Source organism: Nocardia sp. GTS18, assembly GCF_013839555.1.
Taxonomy (GTDB): domain Bacteria; phylum Actinomycetota; class Actinomycetes; order Mycobacteriales; family Mycobacteriaceae; genus Nocardia; species Nocardia rosealba.
This window is the reverse complement of record NZ_JACBIU010000005.1, coordinates 182309-208102: the sequence shown is the minus strand read 5'-3', so window position 1 is coordinate 208102 and position 25794 is coordinate 182309. Positions and strand designations below refer to the sequence as shown.

27 protein-coding genes are annotated in these 25794 nt (G+C 69.4%); 11 read left to right on the top strand and 16 right to left on the bottom strand.

Features of this window, described 5'->3' with window-relative positions; genetic code table 11:
- From HYG95_RS25120 to HYG95_RS08500, 6 genes are all read right to left on the bottom strand, one after another.
- Nucleotides 1–949: glycosyltransferase (locus HYG95_RS25120; protein WP_181697451.1), on the bottom strand; the 949-nt coding region annotated here is incomplete at its 3' end.
- Nucleotides 936–1958: a beta-xylosidase gene (locus HYG95_RS08520; protein ID WP_181697450.1), complete on the bottom strand. Its 1023-nt coding sequence runs from the start codon at nucleotides 1956–1958 to the stop codon at nucleotides 936–938. The genes HYG95_RS25120 and HYG95_RS08520, both read right to left, overlap by 14 nt.
- Entirely contained in the window at nucleotides 1912–3504 is a 1593-nt protein-coding gene (locus HYG95_RS08515; RefSeq protein ID WP_181697449.1) for an oligosaccharide flippase family protein, read from the bottom strand. The genes HYG95_RS08520 and HYG95_RS08515 overlap by 47 nt, the downstream gene beginning before the upstream one ends.
- Entirely contained in the window at nucleotides 3501–4559 is a 1059-nt protein-coding gene (locus tag HYG95_RS08510; RefSeq protein WP_181697448.1) for a glycosyltransferase family 1 protein, read from the bottom strand. Before HYG95_RS08510 ends, HYG95_RS08515 begins: the two co-directional genes overlap by 4 nt.
- Nucleotides 4556–5926: an O-antigen ligase family protein gene (locus tag HYG95_RS08505; protein WP_181697447.1), complete on the bottom strand. Its 1371-nt coding sequence runs from the start codon at nucleotides 5924–5926 to the stop codon at nucleotides 4556–4558. Before HYG95_RS08505 ends, HYG95_RS08510 begins: the two co-directional genes overlap by 4 nt.
- Nucleotides 5927–5932: 6 nt before the next feature.
- A complete protein-coding gene (locus HYG95_RS08500; RefSeq protein ID WP_370465725.1) occupies nucleotides 5933–6760 on the bottom strand; it encodes a glycosyltransferase family 2 protein in 828 nt (275 codons plus the stop codon).
- 227 nt (nucleotides 6761–6987) lie between these two features.
- On the opposite strand from HYG95_RS08500, the gene HYG95_RS08495 reads away from it, so the two are divergent.
- The 5 genes from HYG95_RS08495 to HYG95_RS08475 all read left to right on the top strand — a co-directional run bounded on the left by HYG95_RS08495 (nucleotide 6988) and on the right by HYG95_RS08475 (nucleotide 14095).
- Nucleotides 6988–7998, top strand: a complete 1011-nt coding sequence (locus tag HYG95_RS08495; protein ID WP_181697445.1) for a hypothetical protein — start codon at nucleotides 6988–6990, stop codon at nucleotides 7996–7998.
- Nucleotides 7999–8004: 6 nt separating this feature from the next.
- Nucleotides 8005–9396 (top strand): GNAT family N-acetyltransferase, encoded by a 1392-nt coding sequence (locus tag HYG95_RS08490; protein WP_181697444.1) that lies wholly within the window; start codon nucleotides 8005–8007, stop codon nucleotides 9394–9396.
- Nucleotides 9396–10727: a glutamate-1-semialdehyde 2,1-aminomutase gene (locus HYG95_RS08485; RefSeq protein WP_181697443.1), complete on the top strand. Its 1332-nt coding sequence runs from the start codon at nucleotides 9396–9398 to the stop codon at nucleotides 10725–10727. The genes HYG95_RS08490 and HYG95_RS08485 overlap by 1 nt, the downstream gene beginning before the upstream one ends.
- Nucleotides 10724–11830: a glycosyltransferase gene (locus HYG95_RS08480; RefSeq protein WP_181697442.1), complete on the top strand. Its 1107-nt coding sequence runs from the start codon at nucleotides 10724–10726 to the stop codon at nucleotides 11828–11830. Before HYG95_RS08485 ends, HYG95_RS08480 begins: the two co-directional genes overlap by 4 nt.
- A gap of 246 nt (nucleotides 11831–12076) precedes the next feature.
- Nucleotides 12077–14095 carry an SDR family oxidoreductase gene (locus tag HYG95_RS08475; protein WP_181697441.1) on the top strand — a complete coding sequence of 673 codons (2019 nt, stop codon included), beginning with the start codon at nucleotides 12077–12079 and terminating at the stop codon, nucleotides 14093–14095.
- Nucleotides 14096–14209: 114 nt separating this feature from the next.
- On the opposite strand, the gene HYG95_RS08470 is transcribed toward HYG95_RS08475, so the two are convergent.
- From HYG95_RS08470 to HYG95_RS08455, 4 genes are all read right to left on the bottom strand, one after another.
- Complete coding sequence (locus HYG95_RS08470; protein ID WP_181697440.1) at nucleotides 14210–15088, bottom strand: NAD(P)H-binding protein; 879 nt, start codon at nucleotides 15086–15088, stop codon at nucleotides 14210–14212.
- 25 nt (nucleotides 15089–15113) lie between these two features.
- Nucleotides 15114–15269 carry a hypothetical protein gene (locus tag HYG95_RS24480; RefSeq protein WP_220139190.1) on the bottom strand — a complete coding sequence of 52 codons (156 nt, stop codon included), beginning with the start codon at nucleotides 15267–15269 and terminating at the stop codon, nucleotides 15114–15116.
- Nucleotides 15266–15796: a cutinase family protein gene (locus HYG95_RS08460; RefSeq protein ID WP_370465723.1), complete on the bottom strand. Its 531-nt coding sequence runs from the start codon at nucleotides 15794–15796 to the stop codon at nucleotides 15266–15268. Before HYG95_RS08460 ends, HYG95_RS24480 begins: the two co-directional genes overlap by 4 nt.
- Before the next feature lie 316 nt (nucleotides 15797–16112).
- A complete protein-coding gene (locus HYG95_RS08455) occupies nucleotides 16113–16325 on the bottom strand; it encodes a hypothetical protein (RefSeq protein WP_067488734.1) in 213 nt (70 codons plus the stop codon).
- A 93-nt stretch (nucleotides 16326–16418) separates the two neighbouring features.
- On the opposite strand from HYG95_RS08455, the gene HYG95_RS08450 reads away from it, so the two are divergent.
- The gene (locus HYG95_RS08450; RefSeq protein WP_181697439.1) at nucleotides 16419–18110 is read left to right on the top strand and encodes an FAD-binding dehydrogenase; all 1692 of its coding nucleotides are present in this window, start codon (nucleotides 16419–16421) and stop codon (nucleotides 18108–18110) included.
- Here the strand turns inward: HYG95_RS08450 and HYG95_RS08445 are convergent, their stop codons facing one another.
- The 4 genes from HYG95_RS08445 to HYG95_RS08430 all read right to left on the bottom strand — a co-directional run bounded on the left by HYG95_RS08445 (nucleotide 18111) and on the right by HYG95_RS08430 (nucleotide 21604).
- Nucleotides 18111–18941, bottom strand: a complete 831-nt coding sequence (locus HYG95_RS08445) for an IclR family transcriptional regulator (RefSeq protein WP_181697438.1) — start codon at nucleotides 18939–18941, stop codon at nucleotides 18111–18113.
- Nucleotides 18942–19041: 100 nt separating this feature from the next.
- Nucleotides 19042–19962: a LysR substrate-binding domain-containing protein gene (locus HYG95_RS08440; protein WP_181697437.1), complete on the bottom strand. Its 921-nt coding sequence runs from the start codon at nucleotides 19960–19962 to the stop codon at nucleotides 19042–19044.
- The gene (locus tag HYG95_RS08435; RefSeq protein ID WP_370465722.1) at nucleotides 19959–20543 is read right to left on the bottom strand and encodes a YdcF family protein; all 585 of its coding nucleotides are present in this window, start codon (nucleotides 20541–20543) and stop codon (nucleotides 19959–19961) included. The genes HYG95_RS08440 and HYG95_RS08435 overlap by 4 nt, the downstream gene beginning before the upstream one ends.
- A 59-nt stretch (nucleotides 20544–20602) precedes the next feature.
- Entirely contained in the window at nucleotides 20603–21604 is a 1002-nt protein-coding gene (locus HYG95_RS08430; RefSeq protein ID WP_181697436.1) for a putative sulfate exporter family transporter, read from the bottom strand.
- 174 nt (nucleotides 21605–21778) lie between these two features.
- Here HYG95_RS08430 and HYG95_RS08425 point away from each other — a divergent pair, with 174 nt between their 5' ends.
- Nucleotides 21779–22039: a hypothetical protein gene (locus tag HYG95_RS08425; RefSeq protein WP_356983237.1), complete on the top strand. Its 261-nt coding sequence runs from the start codon at nucleotides 21779–21781 to the stop codon at nucleotides 22037–22039.
- A 45-nt stretch (nucleotides 22040–22084) separates the two neighbouring features.
- On the opposite strand, the gene HYG95_RS08420 is transcribed toward HYG95_RS08425, so the two are convergent.
- Nucleotides 22085–22561, bottom strand: a complete 477-nt coding sequence (locus tag HYG95_RS08420) for a hypothetical protein (protein WP_181697434.1) — start codon at nucleotides 22559–22561, stop codon at nucleotides 22085–22087.
- Between the two features lie 96 nt (nucleotides 22562–22657).
- Here HYG95_RS08420 and HYG95_RS08415 point away from each other — a divergent pair, with 96 nt between their 5' ends.
- Nucleotides 22658–23182: a DinB family protein gene (locus HYG95_RS08415; protein WP_181697433.1), complete on the top strand. Its 525-nt coding sequence runs from the start codon at nucleotides 22658–22660 to the stop codon at nucleotides 23180–23182.
- Here the strand turns inward: HYG95_RS08415 and HYG95_RS08410 are convergent, their stop codons facing one another.
- Nucleotides 23183–23866, bottom strand: coding sequence for an HAD family hydrolase (locus HYG95_RS08410; protein ID WP_370465721.1), 684 nt, complete (start codon nucleotides 23864–23866; stop codon nucleotides 23183–23185).
- 67 nt (nucleotides 23867–23933) lie between these two features.
- Between HYG95_RS08410 and HYG95_RS08405 the strand changes: the two genes are divergently transcribed.
- From HYG95_RS08405 to HYG95_RS08395, 3 genes are all read left to right on the top strand, one after another.
- Nucleotides 23934–24605, top strand: coding sequence for a PaaI family thioesterase (locus tag HYG95_RS08405; protein WP_181697432.1), 672 nt, complete (start codon nucleotides 23934–23936; stop codon nucleotides 24603–24605).
- 177 nt (nucleotides 24606–24782) lie between these two features.
- Entirely contained in the window at nucleotides 24783–25553 is a 771-nt protein-coding gene (locus HYG95_RS08400; RefSeq protein WP_181697431.1) for a GntR family transcriptional regulator, read from the top strand.
- The gene (locus HYG95_RS08395; protein WP_019046727.1) at nucleotides 25554–25781 is read left to right on the top strand and encodes a ferredoxin family protein; all 228 of its coding nucleotides are present in this window, start codon (nucleotides 25554–25556) and stop codon (nucleotides 25779–25781) included.
- Nucleotides 25782–25794: the final 13 nt, after the last annotated feature.

Below are 25794 nucleotides of genomic sequence, written 5' to 3'. Positions count from 1 at the left end.
CCCCGAAGCGGGACCACTGGTGGTGCTCGAGGCGATGAGCGTCGGTGCTCACATTGCCGCCGTGGTCGGTCGCGACCACGGGGACACCGACGCTCATCGCCTCGAGCACCACCAGTGGTCCCGCTTCGGGGAGGACGCTGGCCGAAACGAGAACGTCCCAGCCTCGGATGGTGGGCAGTGGGTCGACGTGGCCGAGGAAGTGCACACGGCCGACGAGGTCGGGCTGGGCCGCGCGGTCGCGCAGGCGCGCCAGATACGGTTCGTCGCCGGGCAGGGCCGTTCCCGCGATCTCGACACTCACTTCGGGCAGGGCCGCGACGGCTTCCAGCAGCACGTGGTGGCCCTTCCACTCGGTGATCACGCCGAGGATGCCGACCACGGGGTGCGAGCGAACCACCACGGGTGCGGGCTCGACCGGCCACGGCACCCCGAGCCAGGCCACCTCGGTCTCGATCCCGAGCGCACGCACCGGGGCCGCCGCCCGTTCGGACACCGCGACGGCCCGTGCCAGCGCCAGCCGACCGATCCGCGCCACCGCGAATTGTCTTGTGCTGGCGAGGATGTCGTGTACCAACCACACGGTGTCACGGCGCCGGGGCACCGACATCGCCACGGCGGGCAGGGCCATCGTCGAGTTCACCACCAGCCGCGCCCGGCCCCCGCGCGAGGCCTTTCGCAACGCGGCGGCGGCCAGCACCCAGTGCCACAGCATCACCAGTGCGGCCGCGAACCGCGCACCGCCCTGCTGACCCGACAAGCCGAGTTCCGGGATCGCCACATGCCCCACCGAGCCGGGCAGCCGCAGGCTGAGCGCACCGACCGGACACGCCACCCGCACTCGGTACCCGCGCGCGACGGCCACCTCGATCAGATCGAGCATCACCTTCTCGGCACCGGAGGCCTGCGCACTGTGGGCGACGAACAGCAGGTCCCGATCAGCGCCCGGCACGCAGCACCTCCGCGTGGTTGCGCACCACGGTCACCGCCGGTTTCTCGGAGTAGTCGCGGCGCAGCAGACCGAAGTTGTCCTCGAGGTCGTGCGGGTCGCCACCCGCGTCGACCAGCGAGTAGACGAACACGGGGCCGATATCGTGGATGGCGGCGACCATGCCGAGCCCCTGATCGATGATCTGGGCCTGCACGTCCTCGCTCACGGCGCGCGCGCCCGCACCGGTCGGCGCACCGAACTCGGTGGGCCACAACTGCATGGTGGTGTCGTGGTTGGCGTCCATGATCCGCCGGATGCGCATGAGGTTGCCGAAGGCGTTGTACCAGCTCTGCGATTCGGGTAGTTCGGGATAGGAGTACGGGTGCACGGCGACGGCGTCGAAGTCGGCGGCCGCGCCGATGGCGTAGAGCGCTTCGACGAAGGTGGCGGGGGCGATGTCGCGGCCGTCGTCGGCGGCCGGTGCCAGGCCGCCGACGATGATCTGCCCGTGCGGCTGGCGTGCGCGCACCGCGAGCGCGGCTTGCCGCAGCAGGTGCGCGTAGGTGGCGACATCGGGCTTCGGTGCGAAGAACGCGGTCACATTCGGTTCGTTCCAGACCTCCCAGTGCGAGATCTGGTCGCGATAATGCTCCACCGCGTCACCGACGAACCGCCCGAACAACACCGGTTGCGGTGCGGTCTTGCTGCCGCCGTCACCGCCGTGGGGGCCGGCCCAGGCGGGCGCGTAGGTGAGGATCGCGAGCACCGAAAGGTTGTGGGCGCGCGCGGCCCGCACGGCGCGGTCGGTGGCCGACCAGTCCTGTTCGCCGCGAACGGGTTCGATCACCGACCAGTCGATGTCGATGCGCACCCAGGTGGCGCCGGTCTGCGCCACGATGCCCATCTGCCGATCCAGTTCGGCGGCGTCGAGCTGCAGCCAGGTGTGTCCGCCCGAGATACCCAGACCGCCGCGCACCACCGGTTCAGTGCTCGCCGTCGGCTCCGGTGCGCACCCGAGGACTGTCGCCATGACGACCACGGCGGTCAGTCCCGCCCGAGCGATTCGCCACAGTGTCATCGGTTTCCGGTCCTCGCAAGCTTCGTATGGTCAATCCCTCGGTCCTTCGCATGATGCTTCCGGCGATGAGAACGTATATCAGGCAGGCCGGAGCGCAGGTGAGAATCCACGGGGGCGCCCAGTGCCGTTGAGCCAGGCTCGCGGCGACGACGACGGCTCCGGCGACACCGGTGAGTGCGGCCACCGTCGCGACCGGGAGCAGCCGCCGCAGCCGGACTGTCGCGAGCACCGCGATCCACACCGAGATCAGCAGCACCACCTGGGCGATCAGCCCGGCGATCGCGGCGCCCTCGTAGGACATCCGGTCGATCAACGGCCACGCGACGCCCAGGTTCACCGCGAGCGCCAGGGCGGCGATCCACGGGATCAGGGTGTTGCGTCCGGTCGCCATGAGCGCGACCAGGCCGAGATTCGCGACGGCGCCCAGCAGACCGGCTGCCACCTGGATGCGGCCCGCGTCCGCCGCCTCGACGAAGTTCTCGCCGAACAGCAACCCGATCACCTGGCCTGCGACCGGCCAGAAAGCCACGAGCGCGAGCAGACCGAGGGCGATCAACGCGACGTTCGCCTGCCGGAAATAGCGCCGGAAGCGGGCCGGGTCGTCGGGCCACAGCGCGATCAGCAGGGTCGTCAGCGGCGCGACGACCGAGACGGCGGCGGTATCGAGCAGATCGGCGAATTTCATACCGACGGCGAACAGACCAACGGCTTCGAAGCTGTCGGCGTGCCCGAGCAACAGCAGCCCGACCTTCTGCAACATGATGATCAGTGCCAGACCGATGCTCAACGGCAGCGCCTCGCGCAACATCGGCCCCCACCAGCGCAGCTCGATGCGCCGTGCCGGAACGGGCCCGCCGAGGCCGCGCGTCACCGCGACGATCTTCACCACGACCGCGACGGCCTCGTAGGCGATGGCAGGCACCACGACCCACAGCAGCGTCGGCGCCCACAGCACCGCGGCGACCGTGAGCGCCAATTGGACGCAGCGCGCGAGGGATTCGGCGGCGGCGACCAGGGTCAGGCGCATCGTCGACTGGAACAGGATGGTCAGCGCGTGGCTCGGGGTGGCGATCACCACCACCAGCCCGGCGAGCGCCGTGGCCGCGACAACCGGTGTGGGGCACCGCATCACGAGGACATAGCCGATGGCGAGCCCGTACCCGACCAGGCCGAGGACGGTGCGCAGCACGATGAACGAGGCGGCCACCTCGGAGGCCTCGGTGGGGTCGCCGTGCACGAGTTTGCCGATGACAGCGCGGCCGACACCCAGGTCGGTGACGATCGCCAGCATGCCGAGCAGACCGAAAACGAAGGAGAAATAGCCCCATTCGACCGTCGGCAGCGACCGCGCGATGAGGGTGGTGCCGAGCAGGCCGAGCGCGGCGGCGAAGATCCGGGCGGCCAGCATGGCGGCGGTGTTGTTGGCCGCGGCGCGACCCGATTGGGCGCGGCGCCTGCCCTCGGCTTGCTCGTCGAGGGCGGCGGTCTGCTCGCTCACGGCAGGAGTCCCGCCGTGCGATAGGCGGCGACGGTGGCCTCGGCGGTGGCCTGCCAGCTCAGTTTCGTCATCGCGACCAGGCCACGGTCGCGCAGTTCACGATTGGCGGCCTCGTCGTGCAGCAGCGGACGCATCGCCCGGACCCACGCCTCGGGGTTCGTGCCCTCGACCAGGATCGCACCGTCACCGCAGACCTGCGGTAGCGCGCCGACCGCGCTGGCGACGACCGCGCCACCGCAAGCCATGGCCTCCACCGGCGGCAGCCCGAACCCCTCGTATTCCGAGCAGTAGGCAACCACGGTCGCGGCCGCGTACAGGGCGGGCAGGTCGGCGAGGTCCACGTAGCCGAGCCCGATCGCCGAGGCCGGTGCCTGCGGGCCGTCGGATCCGGCGCCCGCCAGCACGAGCGGGATGTCGAGGTCGCCCGCGACCTGCGCCAGCATCGCGACCTGCTTGCGTGGTTCGACGGTGCCGACCTGCAGCACGAAGCGTGGCGGCAAGGCGTACCGGGCGCGCACCCGGTCCACGGCGGCCTCGTCGGGCACCGTCGCCCAGGCGGCCGGGGCGAGCGGGACGACGACGGCCTCGCGCCCGAAGCGGTCCGCGATGCGCTCGGCGGTGAATTCGGAGACGGCGATGAGCAGGTCGGCGCGGGTCAGCGACATCCGCAGCAAGAGTTGCTCGCCGCGGGCCCGGTAGCGGCTGAACGCCCACGGTACGTCGAACACCGACAGGTCGTGCACGGTGCTGACCGTGGCCCTCGGGCCGGTGAGCGGGATGTCGACATCGAGTCCGTGGAACACGTCGGCACCGCGCTGCGGGGCGATGCCGTGCCAGGCCCGGCCCGCCCCCGCCGCCACCGGTCGCGTCACCGGGGCGATGCCCTGGGGCAGCACGGGCGCGGCATCGGCCTGGACGAGCGCCGACAGCGCGGTTCCCGGCATCAGCCCGACCATCCTCGCCAGCAGTTCGCGCTGGTAGGTGGCGACGCCCGCCCCGTTCGGCCGGAACGCCAGCGCACCGAAACACACTGCGCTACTGGAGGATTCATTCATGACGGCACCTGTTCGGGGACAGAGTTCGGGTCGGCGGACACCGGCTCGGGTCGGCGTTGCGTGACGGCACACCCGACGACCGCGGCGAGCAGCCAGAAATAGAAGTCGGTCGGGAAGATCTCGAAGTAGCTCGAGGCCACCGCCGCGACCGCGCTGGCGAGCACGGACGCCGCGACACCGAGCGCCAGGGCCGAATCCGGACCGCGCAGCGCACGGGCACCACGAAACGCGAGCAGGAAGATCGCGACGAGGATGGCGCAGAACAGCCACACCCCGATCGGGCCGAGCTCGATGAGCAGCTTCACGTAGTAGTTGTCGGGTTGATAGGGACGCCCGTAGATCTGGACCTCGCCGGTGGCGTACGGCATCTCCCCCGCCATCGGCCCGAGTTCCTCGACGAGCAGCCGCGCCGCCGCCGCACCGGTGGAACCGAGTCCGTCACCGAAGGGATGGCTGCCGACCGTGCGCATCACGGTGTTCCAGCCGGTACTGCGGTCGGCCAGGCTCGACGAGGAGAACAGCGAACTACTGGCCTGCGACGACACCGCGATCCCACCGACGACGACCACCGCGACGGACCCGAGGATCACCGGCATCAGCTGACGGCGATACCGCACGACCGCCAGCAGCAACGCCCCGACGAGCAAGCCGGCCAGCGCCGCCCGCACCACGCTCGCGGCGGCACCGAGCACCAGGATCGGGGTGGTCATCAGGAACACCCGGTTGCGGGCGCGCCGAGGATCGGCCAGCGCCACCGAACCACCCACCAGCAACACCGTCACCAGGTAGAAGGCATAGGGAAACGGCTGATTGAACGTGCTGAAGGAGCGGAGCAGACCACCGGCGAAGCGGATCGTCTCGTTGTACTCGTAGCCCATCTTCGCCAGCCCGGCACCGCCGATCACCTGTTGGGCCAGGCCGAACAACGCGATACCCACCGATTCGACCATCATGATCGTCACCAGCAGATCGCGGTCGCGGGGGGAGAAGGGCCGCAGGTAGAGGATCAGCGGGATCACGACGAAGTAGAAGAACGTGATCTTGATGGCGAACAGGCCGAGCGTTCCGGCCGTGACGAACGCCGACACCACACCGAACACACACAGCGCGGCACCGAAGGGCACCCACGGCAGCGTCGGACGCGGCTCGGTCAGCCGGTGCGGCACGAACAGCGCCACGGCGAGCGTCAGACACAGCAGCGCCTCTTTCCACCCCGCCACCTGCATCCAGCCCGGAGCGATCTCGAGCAGACCGTTGAACGGGACGAGCGCGGCCACCAGCAGCACCCCGCGCTGCGGCCGGAAACGAATCCAGCGCAGGAAGACCCAGCCCACCGGGACGGCGGCCAGGTACAGCAGCGAGCTCATCGCGCCTCAGCCCCGCCCGGCCAGCTGTCTGGCCCGCGCGCCGAGGCGGACCAGCGCCTGCCGGACCACGGTGGCATCGCCGGCGAGCACGTCGACCGGGCGCACCAGATCCCGGTATTCGCGGCGCGCTTGATGATTGAACCGCACCACGTCGGAGAACTTGCTCAGGGTCGAGGTGGTGGAGGAATGGTTGAAGATCGACGCCCGATTCACCGCGAGCGGACGGTTGTGGCCGTAGAAGCCGCCATGCGCGCACAACCGGGCGATCAGGTCGATGTCCATGGCGTAGAAGAAGTCGGTGCGGAAGCCGCCGGTCGCCTCGAACTCGCGGCGCCGGAACAGGAACCCGGCGGTGGGACACAGGTCGTCGGGCAGCCTGCGCACGAAGGTGCGTACCGCCGCTCGCGAGGACTTGCGCCCGATCAACCCGGCCAGCCCACGAGCTCGGGCCAGGACGGTGCCGTCGTCGTCGATGATGTCGAATTTCGCGCCCGCGACGGCGATTCGTGGGTCGCGCAACGTCTCCACCTGTGCCGACAGGCAATCCGGGGTGATGAGGTCGTCGGCGCAGACCAATTTCACCAGCTCGCCACCGGCGAGACTCATCACCCGGTTCCAGTTCTCGGTCATCGGGAGCACGGTGTCGTTGGTGTGCAGCCGGATCCGTTCGTCGTCGATGGATCGGACCAGTTCACCGGTGCCGTCCGTGCTGGCGTTGTCGAGGACGACGATCTCGAAATCCCCGAACTCCTGGGCACGGATCGAATCGATGGTCTCGGTGATGGTGCGCGCCGCGTTGAATGCCGGGACACAGACCGATACGGGCAGCCCCACCACAGCACATCCTCCAAGCATTCAGCAGGCCCGCGTCGCGCGTCGGGTGCCCGTTTGCGTGCACAGTACCCGCCGAGCAATCGACATTCACATCGAGCGGACGGGCGATAATGTTTCACGATTCCCAGTACGGGTACTCATGACGCTCGCCACAGTGCTCAGAGTTCGCTAGACAGCGGAACCCCAGCTAACATCGCTGCACAAGATCGGCGAAATGTGGGGACAGCGTGAGCGAGACCGACCCGGCGGACACGGGCGCCGATTCCCCCGCCATGTCCGGGGTGAACATCGCCGACCATCTGCGCAAGCTGCTGCGCGCCCTGCCGATCGCTCTGGTCGTCGCCGCGATCGTCGGTGGTGTGGTGTGGGTGGTGCGCGACGGCAGTCCACGCACCTATGAGGCCAGCCTGACCGCGCAGATCTCGCAGCAGTCGATCGGCGCGGTCTTCAACGAACTCACCCAGCCCTACATCGTGCTTGTCACCGAGAGCCGGGTGCTCTCGGATGTGGTGAAGAACGGGCTCGCGCCGTCGGAACAGGATCTGCGGCCACGGGTTTCGGCCATGACCGGTCCCGCGCCCTCGCTGTTGATCATCAAGGCACAGGCGGGGTCGCCCGAGCAAGCCGAGAAGCTGGTCTTCGCGGTGCAGCAGTCCCTGGACAGTGTCGCCTCGCAGATGCGTACCGAGGCCATCGCCCGTTCGGCGGCCGACCTCGAGACGCATCGGCGTGCGGTGGAGGACACCTTCACCAAACGCCTCTCCGACGACCCGCTGCGCCCCGAACTGAGTTTCGATGCCAGGGATGTGGCCCGCGAGATGGAATTCCGTCAGGTGCTCGGTATGCCGCGCCTGACGGTGGTGGCGAACCCCCGCTCGGAACTCGTGGCCCCGCATCCGGTGCAGGAGGGCCTGTTCGCAGCGCTGGCCACGTTGATCATCGTCGCGGAGTCGGTGGTGCTTGCTCGTGGCGCGATCGTCCGGCGTGGTGGTCTTCGTCGCGGCGGGGCGAAGCCGGATCCGGCGCAGGCCTCGCCGACACCGGATCTGAAGAAGCCGGAACCCGTTGAGTCACAGCCCGCCACGCCGACGCCACCGGCGCGCACCGACACCGCGACTGTGCCGCACGTGACCGGCAGCTCGAGTGTCCACTACGACCCCGAGACGACGGTGCTGCCACGGCAATGGCCGGTGCGGGCAGCACCGGTGCCGAAGTCCTCCGGTCCGCGCGAGAACTGAGGCGCAGTGTCGCGCACGACCACCGAGGCGCCGACCGTGATGCCGAGCCTGACCTTCGGCCCGGTTCACCACGGCGACAGCCTCGTTCGCCTGCGCCCGCCGCGACTGTCGGACTTCGGCCGGTGGCGTGAGATCAGGTTGCGTGACCGGGCCTGGATCGAACCGCACTGGGGCACCTCACCGCTGAGCTGGGAGCAGCGGCACACGTCACGGATCTGGGCGCGCGAGTGCCTGGTGGCCTGGGCCGATATGCGGGCCGGTCGCCGGTTCGTCGGCGTGATCGAGGTCGACGGGCGGTTCGCCGGGCAGGTCGAGTACACGATCATCGACGCCGATTCCGCAACGGCGGAGGCCGGCGCCTGGATCGATGCCCACGCGGCCCGTCGCGGGCTGATCGGCTGTGCCCTGTTGCTGTTGTGCGACTACATGTTCCGTGTGCACGGTGTGGCGCGGGTGCTCGCCCCGGTGTCCACCGACAACGACCCAGCGCTGCGCTGCCTACGGGGACTGGGCTTCCGGCACGAGGCGACGATGGTCCTGGCCTACGACGCGGGTGGTGCGCGCAAGGACCACACGCTGTGGGCACTCACCCCCGCCGATTTGGCCGCCGCGCAGCTGCCGCCGCTCGTTCCGGCCGATCCAGCGGACGTTCCCATCGTGGAGCCGAGGATTTCCAGATCGGCCGCCCGGGCGACCTACCCCCCGAGCACCGCACCGGGCGCAGGCTCGGCGAATAGCGGCGTACCGCGCGCGGTGGTCGCGCTGGCCGCCCTGCGATGGTCGGTGTGGTCTGTACGGGAGAAGCTGCGGCGCTACCGTCCCGCCGCCCCGGTTGCGCTGATCGTCCGGGAGCGTCCGAACACGGTGGTGCGCACCCTGACTCGCATGGACAGGGCGCAGTGGACTCAGGTGGGACGCACAAGGGTGACGGCAACGAGCTCGTTCCCTCGGTCCAGGCAGGGGCTCGGCACCGAGGGAGGTTCCTCGGCTGGGCAAGACCGATCGAAGAGCCGCGCCCAGTGGTATCGCACACTGTGGCACAGCCGATTCGGCCTGCGATCACCGAGCGGACTGCGCCTGGTGCTCGACGTGAACGGTGTCTACGCAGGCGAATTCCACCTCTACGATTCACCACTGCCGTGCCAGGCCACCGGGCTCTACATCTGGGTCGATCCACTGCGGGTCGAACCCGAACTGTGGACGGCAGCCCTGCGCAAGGTCATCGAGCACGCCTTCACGGAGCTGGGCGTGCAGCGGATGGCCGCCGAGATCCCCGTCGGCGACACCGTCACCGCCGCGGTGGTCGCCGCCGCCGGTTTCGCCCACGAGGGGCTGCTGAGGACCCATCGCGGGCCGAGCGGACCGAGTGCCGATCACGACCTCTGGGGGCTCACCTGATGCGCGACTTCACCCGCAGCACCGAAATTCAGGCGCGTCTGCACGACCTCGTTCCCGGCGGCGCCCATACCTACGCCCGTGGCGCCGACCAGTACCCCGAGTCGATGGCGCCGGTATTGGTGCGCGGCAAGGGTGCTCGCGTCTGGGATGCCGACGGCAACGAGTTCGTGGAATACGGAATGGGATTGCGGTCGGTCACCCTCGGCCACGGATACGAACCGGTGCTACGCGCGGCCGTCGAGGCCGCCGCCGACGGCATGAGCTTCTCCCGCCCCACCGAACTGGAACTGCTTGCCGCACAGGACTTCCTGGACCTGGTGCCGGGCGCCGACATGGTGAAGTTCGCCAAGAACGGTTCCGACGCCACCACGGCGGCCGTTCGCCTCGCCCGTGCGGTCACCGGGCGCACCACCGTCGCGGTCTGCGCACAGCCCTTCTTCTCCGTCGACGACTGGTTCATCGGCACCACCGAGATGTCCGGCGGCATCCCCACCGTCGACACCGTGACATTCCCCTACAACGATCTCGACGCCCTCGCGGCGGTCCTGGCGGGCGAGACGGTGGCGGCGGTCTTCCTCGAGGCGGCGACCGCGCTGGCCGAGCCGCTACCCGGATTTCTGGAAGGTGTTCGCGCACTGTGTGATCGGCACGGGACGCTGCTGGTGTTCGACGAGATGATCACCGGCTTCCGGTGGTCGGCGGGCGGCGCCCAAGCGGTCTACGGGGTGACACCCGATCTGTCGTGCTGGGGCAAGGCGATGGGCAACGGATTCCCGCTGTCCGCACTCGCGGGCAAACGCGAGTACATGGAACTCGGCGGCCTGCGCACCGATCGCGACCGGGTGTTCCTGCTCTCCACCACCCACGGCCCCGAAACCGCCTCACTCGCCGCGTTCCGCGCCGTGGTGCACGCCTACCGCACCGAGGACCCGATCGCCCGCATGGAAGAGGCGGGCCGGACCCTGGCAGACAGAGTGAACGCCGTCGCCGCCGAGCACGGCATCACCGACCATCTCCAGGTGCGCGGGCGCCCGTCGTGCCTGATCTTCCGCACCCTCGATGCCGAAGGCCTGCCGTCGCAGGCGTTTCGGACCCTGTTTCTCCAGGAACTGCTCGAGCACGGCGTGCTCGGACAGTCCTTCGTCACCTCCGCCGCCCACGACGCCGAGGCCGTCGACGACACGGTCTCCGCGTGCGCAAGGGCCGCCGAGGTGTATCGCCGCGCGATCGAGCGCGGCTCCGTCGACGGGCTGCTGCGTGGCCGCCCGGTCGCGCCCGCGCTGCGCCGCACCGCCGCACCCCGCCAGATCGAAACGAGAACCTCCTCATGACCCGTGTCGCCATCGTCCACGAACGATTCACCGAATTCGGCGGCTCGGAGGCCGTGGTCGGCGAATTCGTCGAAACCTGGCCCGAAGCCGAGGTTTTCGCGCCCATCGTGGCGCCCGGCGGGTTGCGCGAGCCGGTGCGCACGGTGCACGACACCTGGCTCAGCCGCGCCCACACCGTCACCGGCGGCAGACACGCTCCCCTGCTACCGCTGGTGCCGCGGGCGTTGCGGCGCATGCCGCTCGGCGACTTCGACGTGGTCGTGGTGAGCCACCATGCCTTCGCCACCCAGGCCGCGCTCGCCACCGACGCACCCGTGGTCGCCTATGTGCACAGCCCGGCACGGTGGGCGTGGGATCGGGAATTCCGCGCCCAGGAGGCGGGCGGCCGGTTGGGTCAGCTCGCCCTCGGAGCCCTCGGAACACTCGCTCGCCGTGGCGAATTGCGCGCCGCGCCCCGGCTCACCCATGTGATCGCCAACTCGCACGCCGTCGCCGACCGGGTACGGGACTGGTGGGGTCTGCCCGCCTCTGTCGTGAATCCGCCGGTGCAGGTCGCCCGCTTCACGCCCGATCCGGGGGTCGCGCGGGAGGACTTCTTGCTGTGCGCAGGCAGGCTCGTGCCCTACAAGCGCGCGGACCTGGCGATCCGCGCCGCCCAGCGCGCGGGCGTGCGGCTGGTCGTCCTCGGCGAAGGCCGGTTCCGGGACCAGCTCGAAGAGCTCGCCGGGCCGGAGACCAAGTTCCTGGGAGCCACCTCCGCCGACGTCCTGCAGGACATGTACCGGCGCTGCCGTGCCCTGCTGATGCCGGGCATCGAGGACTTCGGCATCGTCCCCGTGGAGGCCATGGCCTGTGGAACGCCGGTGCTCGCGGTCGGTGCGGGCGGCTCGCTGGACACGGTGCGACCCGGCGTGACCGGCGAATACGTACCACCCGGCCACGACGACGCGGTCGTCGCCGCCCTCGCCGAACGGATGCGCGACTTCGATTCGGGCACCTACGATTCCGCGAAGATCCGCGCGCACGCCGACAGCTTCGCCCCCGACAAATTCCGGGCCAGGATGGCCGACACGGTCGCCGGAGTACTCGCCGCACACCGTTAGCGAGAAGTTGCCCGAAACTCGGAGTTACGGAAATCAACTGTCACACATACCCTTTGACCTGCGACGACGGGTGACAATTCCCACACGGTGACAGACACCCCGCCGCTTGCCCCCTTTGTTACCGACGAGTACGGTTAGCCGCACCCGGACGACGATGTTCCCGGGTTCTCGTGATCCCCACATCCACCGCCGCATGCCGGATCACTTTTGCGCACACCGTGTTTCGAGACATTTTCAGGAGGGGCGATGGTTTCCTACATCGTGACGGGCGGTACCGGTTTTCTCGGTCGGCGAGTGGTACGTGAGTTGCTCGCCGCCGACCCGGCCGCGATCGTGCACGTGCTGGTGCGCGCCGAGTCGCTGGCCAAGTTCACCGCGCTCAATGCGCAGCACCCCGACGGCGATCGCGTATTCGCGCTGGTCGGCGACCTGACCGCCGAGGGGCTCGGCTTGGGCGACGAGCCGCCGCGCGCCGACCATGTGCTGCACCTCGGCGCGGTCTACGACATGACCGCCGACGAGGAATCCGCCCACGCGGCCAATGTGAACGGCACCCGCGCGGTGATCGAGCTGGCCCGCAGGCTCGGTGCGGTCCTGCACCACGTGTCCTCGGTGGCGGTGGCGGGCGATCATCACGGCAAGTTCTTCGAGGAGGATTTCGACCTCGGCCAGAACCTCACCTCGCCGTACCACCGCACCAAGTTCGCGGCCGAGAAGCTGGTCCGCGAGGCCGGCGATGTGCGGTGGCGGGTGTATCGCCCCGCGATCGTGGTCGGCGATTCGCGTACCGGCGAGATGGACAAGATCGACGGCCCGTACTACTTCTTCCCGGCGATCGCGGCGCTGTCGGACCTGCCCGCCGAACTGCCGCTGCCGCTGCCCGATCTGGGTGCCACCAATGTGGTTCCGGTCGACTACGTGGCCGAGGCGATGGTTCGCCTGGTGCGCCGCCCGGGGCTGGACGGGCGCACATTCCACCTGGTCAACCCGGAGCCGCAGCCGTTCGGCGAGATCTACCGTGCGCTGGCGAGCGCGGCGGGTGGGCCGACCGGGATCGGGACCGTGCCGGGCAGTGCGTTCGCGCTGCGCGGGCTCGGGCAGGTGCCCGGCGCACACGCGGTGCGCGACTTCCTGTTCGAGCAGGCGGGCATCCCCGCCGAGGTGGCCCCGCATGTCGGTTTCACCGCCGAGTTCGTTTCGGACTCCACGCGGGCGCTGCTGCCCGGGCTCGCGGTGCCTGCCTTCGAGACCTACGCCGCCCGGCTGTGGGAATTCTGGCGGGCCAACCTCGATCCGCAGCGTGGCCGTGTCGAGTCCGGGGCGCATCCGCTCTCGGGCCGCACGGTGCTCATCACCGGCGCCTCGTCGGGCATCGGCCTGGCCACCGCGCATGCTGTCGCGCGTCGTGGCGCGGTGGTGCTGATGGTCGCGCGCGGTGTCGAAGACCTCACTGCCGCAGCGGAATCCATTCGTGCCGACGGTGGGTCGGCTTTCGCCTACCCGTGCGATATCACCGATGCCACGGCCGTCGGCGCGCTGGTGCAGACGGTGCTCGCCGAGCACGGCCACGTCGACTACCTGGTGAACAACGCGGGCCGTTCGATCCGGCGCTCGGTGGCCAATTCGGTGGACCGCATGCACGATTTCGAGCGGACCATGGCGGTGAACTACTTCGGGGCGGTGCGGCTCATCCTCGCGCTGCTGCCGTCGATGCGGGAACGCCACTTCGGCCACATCGTGAACATCTCCTCGATCGCCGTACAGACCAAGGTGCCGCGCTTCGCCGCGTACGCCGCGAGCAAGTCGGCGCTGGACAACTTCAGTGACATCGCCGCGGTCGAAAACCGTGACGCGGGAATCACTTTCACCTCCATCCGGATGCCGCTGGTCCGCACACCCATGATCGCGCCGACCGAGCTCTACCGCGCGCTGCCGCTGCCGGATCCGGAGCGGGCGGCGGGCATCGTGGTCCGCGCCCTGCTCGAACGCCCCGACCGCATCGACACACCTGTCGGCACGTTCTCGCAGGCGGTCGAGATGTTCCTGCCGTCGCTGAAACGGACCATCATGCACACCGGGTACCGCCTGTTCGGTGAATCGACCGCCGCGCAGGGCAAGCAGGAACCGGTCATCGCGGAGCCCGCCGAGACCACCGAACCGTCGCGTGGACCGCTCACGGTCCTCGGACCGGTCCTCGCCCCGCTGATGGTCGTTCCGAGTCCCGCCGCGCGGATGAGCCGGATGCTGCCCGGCGTTCACTGGTGACCTGAGTCCCGGTCACGACACTCGCTTTTGTCGGGGGGTGTCGTGACCGGGTCGGGTCGGGCGCACATCCCGCAGCCTCGCCCACGTCGTGTGGGGGCGGGACAACCCGGGTGATCAGCGCAGCTGACGGCAGACCCACTCGGCCAAAGTCGTCGGCGTGGTGGTGAGCAGGGTTCGGGGGTCCTCCGGGATGTAGTCCGTGCTGAGACCCGCTGCCATTCCGGCGATTCCGTCGATCTGGCCGTCACCGAGCCCCGCTGATCGCAGGGCGTTCCGGAACTCCCGGTCGGAGAGGTGGATCGGGGTGACGTCGCGCCCGAGTTGTGCGCCGAGGATCTCGGCCACGCGCGCGAAGGTGAGATCCTCGGGTCCGTGGACCGCCTGGACTACCCGGCCCGACCAGTCGTCGGACAGCAACCGCAGCGCGGCGACCTCACCGATATCGCGCGGATCGACCCACGGCATGGCATGGTCCAGCGGCCACAGCGTGGACAGCGTGCCTGCTTGGATCTCGTCGAGTTGGGGCAGCAGGTTCGTGAAGAAGTACCCGCACCGCAGATGCAGCACATCCGCACCGGTGGCGTCGAGAAGCTCCTCGGTGCGTGCGAGCCCGTCGATCTCTCCTGCGCCGGTACGTTTCTCGGCTCCCCCGCTGCTGAGGAACACCGTCTTCTCGATGCCGTTCTCGACTACGGCCCGCGCCGCCGAGGCGCCCATCAGCGCGTAACCGGCTACCGGATCACCGTCCACCAGCGCGGGTGGGTCGACCCAGAACAACCGATCGGCCCCCTCGGTGGCCCGCACCACGGCGTCCGCGTCCCCCTGGTCGACCTGCACCACGTCGACCAGCTCCCGAACCGCATCGTCGAGCCGCCCCGGGTGCCGCATCAGCACCCGCGGCCGAACTCCCGCCTGCACCAACAGCCGCACCACCCGCGACCCCACATGTCCTGTGGGAGTGGTGACCACGATCCTCTCCGTTCGATTTCCCATAACCGCACGATAGAAGCCCTCGCGGTCACTTTCCGTCCGCGAATGCCGGTGTCACCACGTCCGCAGGACCGATCGGGTGTCCCATGGTGATGAAGGTGGCCTTCGGGCCGATCATCACACCGGAGCCCAGCCGGATCCCCGCGTAGTCGGGAACGTACTTCCCTCCGGCGGGCGACTTCACAGCCGGGCGTTCACCTGTCCCGCCGCGTCGGCGAAGGCCCATTCGTAGGTGCCGTGGGCGGCGGGGAAGATTCCGCCCGCGCATACCGGATCGCCTGCGGCGCAATAATTCTGCGTGCGGTCCGCGTACCACGGGTGGACCGTTGCGCCGACCAGGCGGAGTGGGTCGCCGAATAGCAGTACCGCGAGGACGCGGTGTGACAGCTCGGGCGGGAGGGTCCACATGCCCGGGAGCACCAGTGCGGCAGGCGAACCCAGCACACCGTGGGTGACCACCGCACCCTGTGAATAGCCGACCAGAATGAAACGCTGGTCGGGGCAGGCGGCCGAGCGGGCGACGAGATGCCCGGTCATGGCGCGGGTTCCGTCGCTCACCGAGGACGGCACCAGCAGATCGGCGGGATATTCCACACGGTGGGCGGTGGTGTCGACAGCCAGGTGCTCGCGCAGGACCGCGTAGAGCGGGTCCCCGACGGCGGCCCCTAGATATCCGGGCTCTGTTGTGCCACGGGCGATTACGACGTCCACTGCGGCACAACCCTGTGCCCACGCCGTAGGTCCGGGCGATATCGCCGAACCGATTCCCGTGGCGAGAAGCAACACCGACAGCATTGTCGCTGTGCGCTTCCAACCGATACGCATTACCTTCCGATAGGCCATGGGGACCACCTGCTCACGCCGTTGTGAGGAATAGAGAACCGAGCAGTTACCGTCTGCCTCAACGGCATTCGGCGTGCTCAGAGGTGGAATACCCGGTCAACGGCATCGGCACGGCATGCGTTGCGCATCCCTTGCGCCACGGTTGCGTCTCGGATCGCCTGCGGCACAGGGCCGCCCAGGTAATTTACTTCTTCTTGGACTTCTTTTTGTACTTCGGCTTGTCGTTGTCGGGTTCCCACTCGTAGCCGGGGGTGTTCTTCTCGCAGTAGGAGTCGGCCACGTGCACATCGCCGAGGTCGCGTTCGCACCAGCGTGACTTGCCACAGGAGGTGGCGCCGAGGGACGCCAGCACGGCGAGCGCGAGCACGGCGGCGCCCGCGCGGATCCGGACCTTCATGGTTTCTGGAACCTTTCTTCGGTGAACATCGCTGGTCAGGTGAATTCCAGGACTCCCCCCCGGTCACCGTCGCAGCAATGCTAGCTTTCCTACATGTCGAGCGCAGCACCCCAGCCCACCGATGATTTCTCCCCCGACGCGATCGTGGTCGGCTCCGGGCTCGCGGGCCTGGTCGCCACCCACGAGCTGGTGCTGGCCGGACGCAAGGTGCTCGTGGTCGATCAGGAGAACCGCGCCAATCTGGGCGGACAGGCGTTCTGGTCGCTGGGTGGGCTGTTCCTGGTCGACACCCCCGAGCAGCGCCGCCTCGGCATCAAGGATTCCTACGACCTCGCCCTGCAGGACTGGATGGGGTCGGCCGGTTTCGATCGCCTCGACGGCGAGGACAGCATGGCCGTGGAGTGGGCGCGCGCCTACGTGCGCTTCGCGACCGACGAGAAGCGGGACTACCTGCACGCCTTGGGTTTACGCATCACACCGATCGTCGGCTGGGCCGAACGCGGCGGTTCCCTCGCCGACGGCCACGGCAATTCGGTTCCCCGCTTCCACCTCACCTGGGGCACCGGCCCGGAAGTTCTGCGGGTGTTCCTCGAGCCCGTGCTGGCGGGTGAGGCCAAGGGCCTGGTGCGGTTCGCGTTCCGCCACCGGGTCGACGAGCTGGTCGTCGCCGACGGCGCGGTCACCGGTGTGCGCGGCAGCGTGCTCGCGCCGAGCGACACCGAGCGTGGTGTCGCCTCGAACCGGGAAGTGGTGGGCGACTTCGACTTCCAGGCGCCCGCGGTGCTGGTGAGCACAGGTGGCATCGGGCACGCGCACGACATCATCCGACGCAACTGGCCGACCGAGCGCCTCGGCCCGTGCCCGGAGACGATGATCTCAGGCGTACCCGCCTACGTCGACGGGCGGATGCTCGGCATCTCCGAGAGCGCGGGCGCGGCCCTGGTGAACCGCGATCGCATGTGGCACTACACCGAGGGCATCAACAACTGGGATCCGGTGTGGCCCGATCACGCCATCCGCATCCTGCCCGGTCCCTCGCCGCTGTGGTTCGACGCGAACGGCCGCCGCATGCCCGGACCGTGCTTCCCCGGCTTCGACACCAATGCCACGATGCGCCAGATCCTGTCGACCGGCTACGACTACTCCTGGTTCGTGCTGAACCAGACCATCATCGAGAAGGAGTTCGCCCTCTCCGGCTCGGAGCAGAACCCCGACATCACCGGCAAGGACTGGAAGCTCACGCTGCGCAGCCGCTTGGCCAAGGGTGCACCGGGCCCGGTCGAGGCGTTCAAGCAGCACGGTGTGGACTTCGTGGTCGCCGACTCGCTCCCCGCCCTGGTGGACGGCATGAACGAGATCGCGCGCGGGCCCAAGCTCGATGCCGCCGAACTGGAACGGCAGATCGTCGCTCGCGATCGCGAGGTGACCAACCCCTTCACCAAGGACGCGCAGATCGCGGCGATCACCGCCGCCCGCAAGTACATCGGCGACAAGTTGCAGCGGGTGGTTTCCCCGCATCGCATCCTCGATCCGGCCCACGGCCCGCTGATCGCGGTGCGGCTCAATGTGCTGACCCGCAAGACGTTGGGCGGCTTGCAGACCGACCTCGACTCGCAGGTGCTGCGCCCGGACGGTTCGGTGTTCGACGGCCTGTACGCCGCCGGTGAGGTCGCCGGGTTCGGCGGTGGCGGTGTGCACGGATACAACGCGCTCGAGGGCACGTTCCTCGGCGGCTGCATCTTCTCCGGCCGCGCCGCGGGCCGGGCGATGGCGCGCCGGAGTTAGTCAGCCGCGCCCGTGCCGGGGTGTCAGCGCGCGCGATGCCTCGTTGGCCACCTCGGCGAGGGCGCGCGCCAGGCGAGCGGTGTCGAGGGCGGCGCGGTCGCCGTTCACGGTGCCCGACAACGAAATCGCGGCTACCGCTACCCCTCGGCCACGGATCGGCACCGCGACACAGCCCACGCCGGGCAGTGATTCCTCGGTGTCGACGGCAACGCCCTGACGGTGCCGGATGCGGGCCAGTTCGCGGTGCAGTTCCACCCGGTCGATGATGGTGCGGGCCGTGCGGGCGACGGTGTTGCCGCGCAGCGAAGCCTCGGCGATGCCGGGTTCGAGCGTGGCCAGCAGCGCTTTGCCGAGGGCCGTACAGTGCGCAGGCAACCGGCCGCCGATGCGGGTGGGGATCGCCACCTGCCCGCGCCTGCCCGCGCGGTCGAGGAACAGCACCTCGCGGCCGTCGAGCACGGCGAGGTGCCCGACCAGGCCGGTGCGCTGGCTGAGGTCGTAGAGCAGCGGGCCGACCACTTCACGCAGTTCGTTGTGCTCGGCGGCGAGTCCGCCGAGTTCGAGCACTCGCAGCCCGAGGCGGTAGCCGCCGGGAGTGTGTGCGAGCCAACGCAATCGGATCATCTGATCGAGGATGCGATGCACCGTTGACCTGGGCAGGCCGGTGCGCTCGGCCAGACCGAGCAGAGTGAGGGTCGGGGTGGTCGCGTCGAAGGCGTCGAGGATGAGTGTCATCCGCTCGATCATCGACGTGGGCGGTGCCCCGGCCGGCCGGGCCGATCCGGTCCACAGTTCCTCCGTCGCCGGTTCGGTCACGATGTCGACCGTCATAGATCCAACCTCCACAGTGTGTAGCGAATACAGCCTAGAGCTGTCCGCGCCGACGACGCACCATTTCGCTGGACCGAGCGGTACACACCGGCCGAATTCGCTAGCGGCGGGCCGCTTCGAGGCGGGCGGCGCGCTCGACGAGGAGCTCGGCGGGGCCGGTCGGTGGGCTGGTACGCCGCCAGATCGCCCGGAACTTGCGGGTGAGGCGAGTGGCATCGGTCGAGGAGACCTCGACCAGGGCACCGGAGGCCAGATCGGGTGCGGCGAACAGGCGGCTCAGCACCGCCGGGGCCATCCCGGTTCGCGCGGCGGCGACGATGGCCGCGGCCGAGCCGAGTTCGGCGGCCGGGCCCGCCGGTGCGCCCTCGCTGCTGAGCAGGTCCCAGACGGTGTCGCGGGTGCCGGAGCCGGGTTCACGCCAGAGCAGGGCGGTGCCGGCGAGCTCGGCGAGCGTCACGGGGGTCTTCCGGCGCGCCCACGGGTGATCACGCGCCACGACGACGACCAGTTCGTCGGCGCCGAGCACCCGGCTGCCCAGCCCGGCGGGCGGGTGCGGACCCTCGACGAAACCCACGTCGGCGGCGCCGTCGCGGACGAGGGCGGCGACCTGGGTGGAATTCTCGACGTCCAGGGCGACGACGACCTCGGGGTGGTCGGTGCGCAAGGCCGCCAGCCAATGCGGAACGCGATGATCGGCAATGGTTTTCGATGCGGCGATCCGCAGGCGCGTGGCCTGGGCGGCACGCAGCCGGTCGATGTCGTCGACGAGGTCGCGCACGGCCGCGAGCACCGGCCGCGCGTGCTCGACGACGGCGCGGCCCGCGTCGGTGAGTTCCGACCCGGTCGGCCCGCGGTCGAGCAGTTTGACCCGCATTCGTCGTTCCAGGGCGCTGATGCGCATGCTCGCGGCGGGCTGGGTGATGCCGTGTCGGCGCGCGGCGGCGCCGAGACTACCCAGCTCGGCGACCGACACCAGCAGATCGAGAACGTCGAGGTCGGGGGTTCCCGGTGGCAGCATCACGCACCGGTCACCGGTGTGCGGCGCAGGTTCTTCGCGACCCCGTAGAGCGCGATCACCGGTTTGAGCGGCATCCATTCCCCGAAGCGGTAGTCGCGTCCACGCACCAGACGGGTGGCGAGCTCGGGACTCTGCTCCGCGAGATAGCGGCGTGCGACGGCGGCGTGCGACGGCAGGGAGACGATCTTGATCCGATCGACGTCCTTCAGGAACGGGAGGGCGAAGGCGATGTTCTCCCAGGTGGATCGGCTGCTCTCCTCGAGAACGAGCTCTCCGGTGTACCCGCGTTCGCGTGCGTAGCGGGCCAGCAGCGATGCCTCGGTGTCGGGCCCCGCGCAGGCACCGCCGCACAGGACCAGCCGCGATTCGCTCGCCCCTGGGTCGAGGGAACGCAGACCCGCGCGCACTCGCCATCGGTTCATGGCGTTGGCGCTGCGACCGGCGTTGCGGTATCCGAGCACGACCACCGCCTCCGAACCGCCGGTGTCGGGGCGCGCCTCGGTTCGGGACGCACGCCAGTTCACCCACTCGCCCCACAGCATGGCGCCGAGGGCGGCGACGGCGATCCGGCTTCGTGTGCGCACCTCTCCAGCAAACCACGATGATCTCCGCGAGGCGCCGAATACGCACCTGACCTCGGATTTCAGCACCAGCCGGTGAGCGCCATCAGCGCCAGGCTCGAGGTGCCGAGCACCACGCCGATGGCGCCGCCGAGGAGCAGCGGACGTGGACCCGCGGACCGCAGGCGGTCCAGGCTCAGGGACGTGCCGATGGCGGCCAGGACGGCGGTGATCAACCAGCCGCTCGTCGCGGCGAGTGGCTCGGTGAGAGCCGAGGGCAGGATCCCGGTGGCGGCGACAATGGAGGCCGCCACGAACATCACGACGAACAACGGGAAGCTCTCGCGCAGGGAGCCGGGCGATGTGCCCGTTCGCTCGGCCAGCCGTCGGCGCCCCAGATGCAGGCCGAGGCAGAGCGGGACGATGGCCAGACTGCGGACCAGCTTCACCACGACGGCGAATTGTGCGGCGCCCGCCCCGAACACCACACCGGCGGCCAGCACCGAGGAGGTGTCGTTGATGGCGGTGCCCGCCCAGAGGCCGAACGCCTGCGGCGACATCCCGATCGCCCGACCCAGCGGCGGATAGACGAGTACCGCAACGACATTGAAGACGAAGATGGTGCCGAGCGCGTAGGCCACCCGTTGGCGGTCGGGGCGGAGGACCGCTGTCGCGGCGGCGATGGCGGAGGCACCGCAGATGGTCGACCCGGCGGCGATCAGAGTGGCCGACTCACGATCCACGGCGAGCATCCGCCCGACGACGAACGCGGCGACGGCACCGGCGACGAGGGTGCCGACCAGTACGACAGCGGTCTCACGCCCCACACCGAGCACCGAACCCATCGGCAGACCGAGACCGATCAGCACGATGGCCCACCCGAGCACCCGCTGCCTGGCCACGTCGAGGCCCGGCTCGAACCTCGCACCCCCCCGGCGCCGCAACCACATTCCGGTCACCGCACCGGCGATCAGGGCCACCACCGGCGCTCCGGCCATCGGCAGCGCCTTGCCCACCGGGGTGGCGACGGCGGCCAGCAGCAGTGCCAGGGCCAGGCCCGGCACGACAGTTCCTACGCGATTCACCTTCCCACCATCGCCGGGCCGCGCATTCCCGGGTAGATCCCGATCCACGACGAGCACATAAGCGTGTCTTATGTCGCGACACGACAGCGCCGGCGTGCTTGGACGAGCGGTCGGTGGGTAAGGCGGAGGCAGAATCGAGCCGGCATGGAGTGCCGTCGAAGACAGGAGGATGTTGTGAGAGCTGGTTACCGGGTCGTCACCGCCGTGGCCGTCGCGGGTGCCTTCGCGCTGAGCTCGGCCGCAGTGGCGAACGCCGAGGAACCCGAAGCGCCGAAGACCCCACTGGTCCAGTACATCGAGTCCTGGCCACCTGCACCGGAGAACTGCAACCGGGTGTGGGATCCCATCGAGGATGCGGTCGAAGACTCCGTCCCACCCCAGTACGAGGCCGAGTTCGAGGCGTTCGACGACTGGTGCGAGGGCGACGAGGACTGACGGGAGGGTCGCCGCGGGTTCGTCACCGCGGCGACCTTTCCGCCGTCACCCGTCGTCGAAATCCGGTTCGGCGGTGAGTAGTTCGTCGGCTCGGGCGAGTGCCGCGTCGAGGTCGTCGGTGACGCTGTCGAGCAGGGACATGCCGTCGAGCATGTCGGTGAGTTCGGCGCGGAGGGCGTCGATTTCGGCGAGGGCGGGGTCGACGGTCGTCCAGGCGACGGTGTCCGACCACCAGGTGTCGCGCTGGATCCAGGACCAGACGACATCGCGCACCAGCACCGCGTCGGTGGTGAACAGGTGGCGGTGGTCGGTGCCCGCGATGTGTTCGATCTCGTAGGTGCCGTCGGGCAGGTAGCGGGCCTGGATGTGGTCCGGTCCCCGGGTGAGCAGGAGGAAAGGGTGGTCGGGGGCCGGGTTCACGGCGTCGGCCCCGGGCCGGGCGGGGTCGACGGCGCGTGGCGCGCCCGAACCGTCACCGACGTGGACCACGACCTCGGGCAGGTCGACATGCTCGGCACCCATCCGGCCAGTGTGCCGGACCGCGCGCCGAGACCCGTGACCGGCATCGTCGCGGTAATCGGACTGCGCGATCGGACGACGGCGACTAGCCTCGCACCCATGACCTGGCAGGCGCCCGAACTCGTGCCGACCCGCACCCTGGTCGGCGCCGACGAACGCCCGATGTTGCAGTCCTGGTTGGACTTCCACCGTCAGACGTTGCTCAACAAATGCGGTGGGCTAGACGCCGCGCAGCTGGCGAAACGTTCGGTTCCGCCGTCGAATCTGTCGCTGCTCGGGCTGGTTCGTCATCTCACCGAGGTCGAACGCGGCTGGTTCCGGGTCTCGGCCGCCGGCGAGGACATCGGCCCGGTGTACGCCTCCGAACTCGAACCCGACGCCGACTTCGACGACCTGGACTCGCGCCCGGCACCGGAGGTCTTCGACCTGTTCCACGCCGAAGTCGCCGCCTGCGACGCCGTGGTCGCCGACCTCCCCCTCGACCATGTGTTCCAGGTGCCGTGGCGCTCCGACGGCTACACGCTGCGCTGGGTGTATCTGCACATGATCGAGGAGTACGCCCGCCACAACGGGCACGCCGACCTGCTGCGCGAACGCATCGACGGTGTCACCGGCAGTTTCTGATCAACCGGTGATCACGTCGGCGGTGAGCTGATCGAGACCGTCGATGACCACCTCGGCCTGGGCGAGTGCCTCGGCCGAGGCCGGAAATTCGGGGCGCGGCACCGCGATCACCCGCATCCCCGCGGCGTGCGCGGATCGCAGACCGTTGGTCGAATCCTCCACCGCCGTACAGTTGTTCGGGTCGACTCCCAACCGCTGTGCGACGGTGAGATACACATCGGGCGCAGGCTTGCCGCGACCCACCTCCTCGGTGGACAGCACGACCGCGAAACTCTGCATCAACCCCGCCTTCTCCAAGACGAGCGCGATCAGGGAGGCAGGAGAAGAACTGGCGAGCCCGAGCTTCCAGGAATCCGCGCAGCGCCGCACGGCGTCGACAGCGCCGGGCAGCAGCGGCAGGTGCTGGGCGTACTCGTCGGCCATCAGATCGATGACGTCGGCGGCGACCTTGTCGGCCGGTTGAGCGACACCGAGGTCGTCGGCCAGATACGACGACCACTCCACGGTCGACATGCCCATCATGCGCTGCTGCGAATCCGGTTGCCAGCGACCACCATTGACGGTGACGTAATCTTTGCGGACCTTTTCCCAGACGGGCTCGGAGTCGATCAGCACACCGTCCATGTCGAACACAACCGCCGCGATACTCATGTCAAGCCTCTCGCCGTCGATGATGATCGGCATCGAGCCTAACCGACCGGCGGCGGTCCCCCGCGCGAACGCCCAGCTCGGAAACGATAACGTGTTGCATATGGACGAGAAGAACGTCGGCGACTCGCGGCCCGACCAGACGCATCACGAGGGCGGCTTCCGGCCGATGGCCGAGCTCATCGAAGCGCGCGCGAGCGAAAGCGACACCCTGATCGGCGGACCGCACTACGGCGAGTTCATCGAGCAGGTGCGCGAGCTGATGGACCGCGCGCGACTGGCGAACCCGTCCGACGAGCTGGCCAAGGAGACGATCGTCGCGCTCGAGCAGCTCAATGCACGCCTCGACGAGGCCGTGGTAGACGAGTGGTCCTCGCCGAGCTGGACGCGCACCGATCTACCCGCGCGCGGCAACATCACTCTGCCGCCGTACACGGTGGTCAGCGGTGACCGCGACGGTGTGACCGCGAAGGTCATCTTCCGTACCTTCCACCTGGGCGGCAACCAGGCCGCGCACGGCGGGCACATCTCGCTCGCCTTCGACGACATCCTCGGCATGACCGCCGCCCTGGCCACCGGCGCGGTGACCCGCACGGCCTCGCTCACCGTCGACTACCGGTCTGTCACCCCGCTCGAGCGCGAACTCACCGTGCGCGCCCATGCCGAACGGCGCGACGGCCGCAAGGTGTACCTGAAGGCGACCATGCACGACGGTGACCGTCTCTGCGCCGAGGCCAACGGGCTGTTCATCGTGCTCAAGCCGGGCCAGCCCTGACATTACGATCGGCCTGATTTCAAGGCCGTCCTAGTGGCGCCGGGTGGCGCAATACCCGGAGCGGGCCGGGTTCGCGCAGGTCGCGCGAGTAGCCACCCGGCGCGAACACATCGGCACGATTTCGTGCCGATCCGCGCGCCGCGGGCACCGGCGTAATCGCCACTATCGTCGCTGTTCATGCAGGTCAGCGAGAGAACAGGCACCAAAGAGCCGGGGCACGACCGGCGCGCCGATCGGGCCCGTCGCGTCGCCGACGTGGTGCGCCACCAGATCCTGTCGGGCGCGCTCGACGGCACGGTGCCCGGCGAGCAGGAGTTGGCCGCCGAACACGGCGCCTCCCGCAACACCGTCCGCGCGGCGCTGGCGCTGCTGCGCGACGAGGGACTCATCGACCGTGCCCCGAAGGTGGGCACCCGGGTGGCGGCCCGCAAGTTCGACCACGGACTCGACGTGCTGCTCGGTTTGCAGGAAACCCTCGCCGAGCACGGCACGGTGCGCAACGAAGTGCGCGTGGCGGGCACCGTCACCGCGCCGCCCGCCGTGGCCCGCAAGCTCGGGCTCACACCGGGCGAGCAGGTGGTCTACATCGAGCGGCTGCGCTTCCTCGCCGACCTGCCGCTGAGCCTTGACCTCACCTACCTGGTCCCGGACATCGGCGCCGAGGTGCTGGCCCACGATCTCGCGAGCACCGATGTGTTCGTCCTGCTCGAGCAGATCACCGGCCGCTCGCTCGGTGACGCCGAGATCGCCCTCGAGGCGGTGGCCGCCGACCCGCATACCGCCGTCACCCTGGACGCCCCGGCCGGTGCGCCGCTGCTGATGCTCGAGCGACTCACCCGCCTCGACGACGGCAGACCCGTCGATCTCGAATACATCCGCATGCGCGGCGATCGAATCACCATGCGCGGCAGCCTCGTGCGCAGCGCACCCGAATGGAAGGTCCGTTAGATGGCCCTCGTACCCCAGCGCGCCGACGTCCCCGTGACGATCGACGAATCCCTGTGCATCACCGGCTGCACGTTGTGCGTCGACATGTGCCCGCTCGATTCCCTTGCCATTCACGAGGATTCGGGCAAGGCCTACATGCATGTCGACGAGTGCTGGTACTGCGGTCCCTGCGCCGCCCGCTGCCCCACCGGCGCCGTCACCGTCAACATGCCCTACCTGCTCCGCTGAACCCGGGAACCCC

Coding starts and splice junctions, on each gene's coding strand:
- HYG95_RS08520 (WP_181697450.1), bottom strand. CDS start 1,958: ATGGCGACAGTCCTCGGGTGCGCACCGGAGCCGACGGCGAGCACTGAA.
- HYG95_RS08510 (WP_181697448.1), bottom strand. CDS start 4,559: ATGAATGAATCCTCCAGTAGCGCAGTGTGTTTCGGTGCGCTGGCGTTC.
- HYG95_RS08505 (WP_181697447.1), bottom strand. CDS start 5,926: ATGAGCTCGCTGCTGTACCTGGCCGCCGTCCCGGTGGGCTGGGTCTTC.
- HYG95_RS08485 (WP_181697443.1), top strand. CDS start 9,396: ATGCGCGACTTCACCCGCAGCACCGAAATTCAGGCGCGTCTGCACGAC.
- HYG95_RS08480 (WP_181697442.1), top strand. CDS start 10,724: ATGACCCGTGTCGCCATCGTCCACGAACGATTCACCGAATTCGGCGGC.
- HYG95_RS08475 (WP_181697441.1), top strand. CDS start 12,077: ATGGTTTCCTACATCGTGACGGGCGGTACCGGTTTTCTCGGTCGGCGA.
- HYG95_RS08470 (WP_181697440.1), bottom strand. CDS start 15,088: ATGGGAAATCGAACGGAGAGGATCGTGGTCACCACTCCCACAGGACAT.
- HYG95_RS08455 (WP_067488734.1), bottom strand. CDS start 16,325: ATGAAGGTCCGGATCCGCGCGGGCGCCGCCGTGCTCGCGCTCGCCGTG.
- HYG95_RS08450 (WP_181697439.1), top strand. CDS start 16,419: ATGTCGAGCGCAGCACCCCAGCCCACCGATGATTTCTCCCCCGACGCG.
- HYG95_RS08445 (WP_181697438.1), bottom strand. CDS start 18,941: ATGACGGTCGACATCGTGACCGAACCGGCGACGGAGGAACTGTGGACC.
- HYG95_RS08420 (WP_181697434.1), bottom strand. CDS start 22,561: ATGGGTGCCGAGCATGTCGACCTGCCCGAGGTCGTGGTCCACGTCGGT.
- HYG95_RS08415 (WP_181697433.1), top strand. CDS start 22,658: ATGACCTGGCAGGCGCCCGAACTCGTGCCGACCCGCACCCTGGTCGGC.
- HYG95_RS08410 (WP_370465721.1), bottom strand. CDS start 23,866: ATGCCGATCATCATCGACGGCGAGAGGCTTGACATGAGTATCGCGGCG.
- HYG95_RS08405 (WP_181697432.1), top strand. CDS start 23,934: ATGGACGAGAAGAACGTCGGCGACTCGCGGCCCGACCAGACGCATCAC.
- HYG95_RS08400 (WP_181697431.1), top strand. CDS start 24,783: ATGCAGGTCAGCGAGAGAACAGGCACCAAAGAGCCGGGGCACGACCGG.
- HYG95_RS08395 (WP_019046727.1), top strand. CDS start 25,554: ATGGCCCTCGTACCCCAGCGCGCCGACGTCCCCGTGACGATCGACGAA.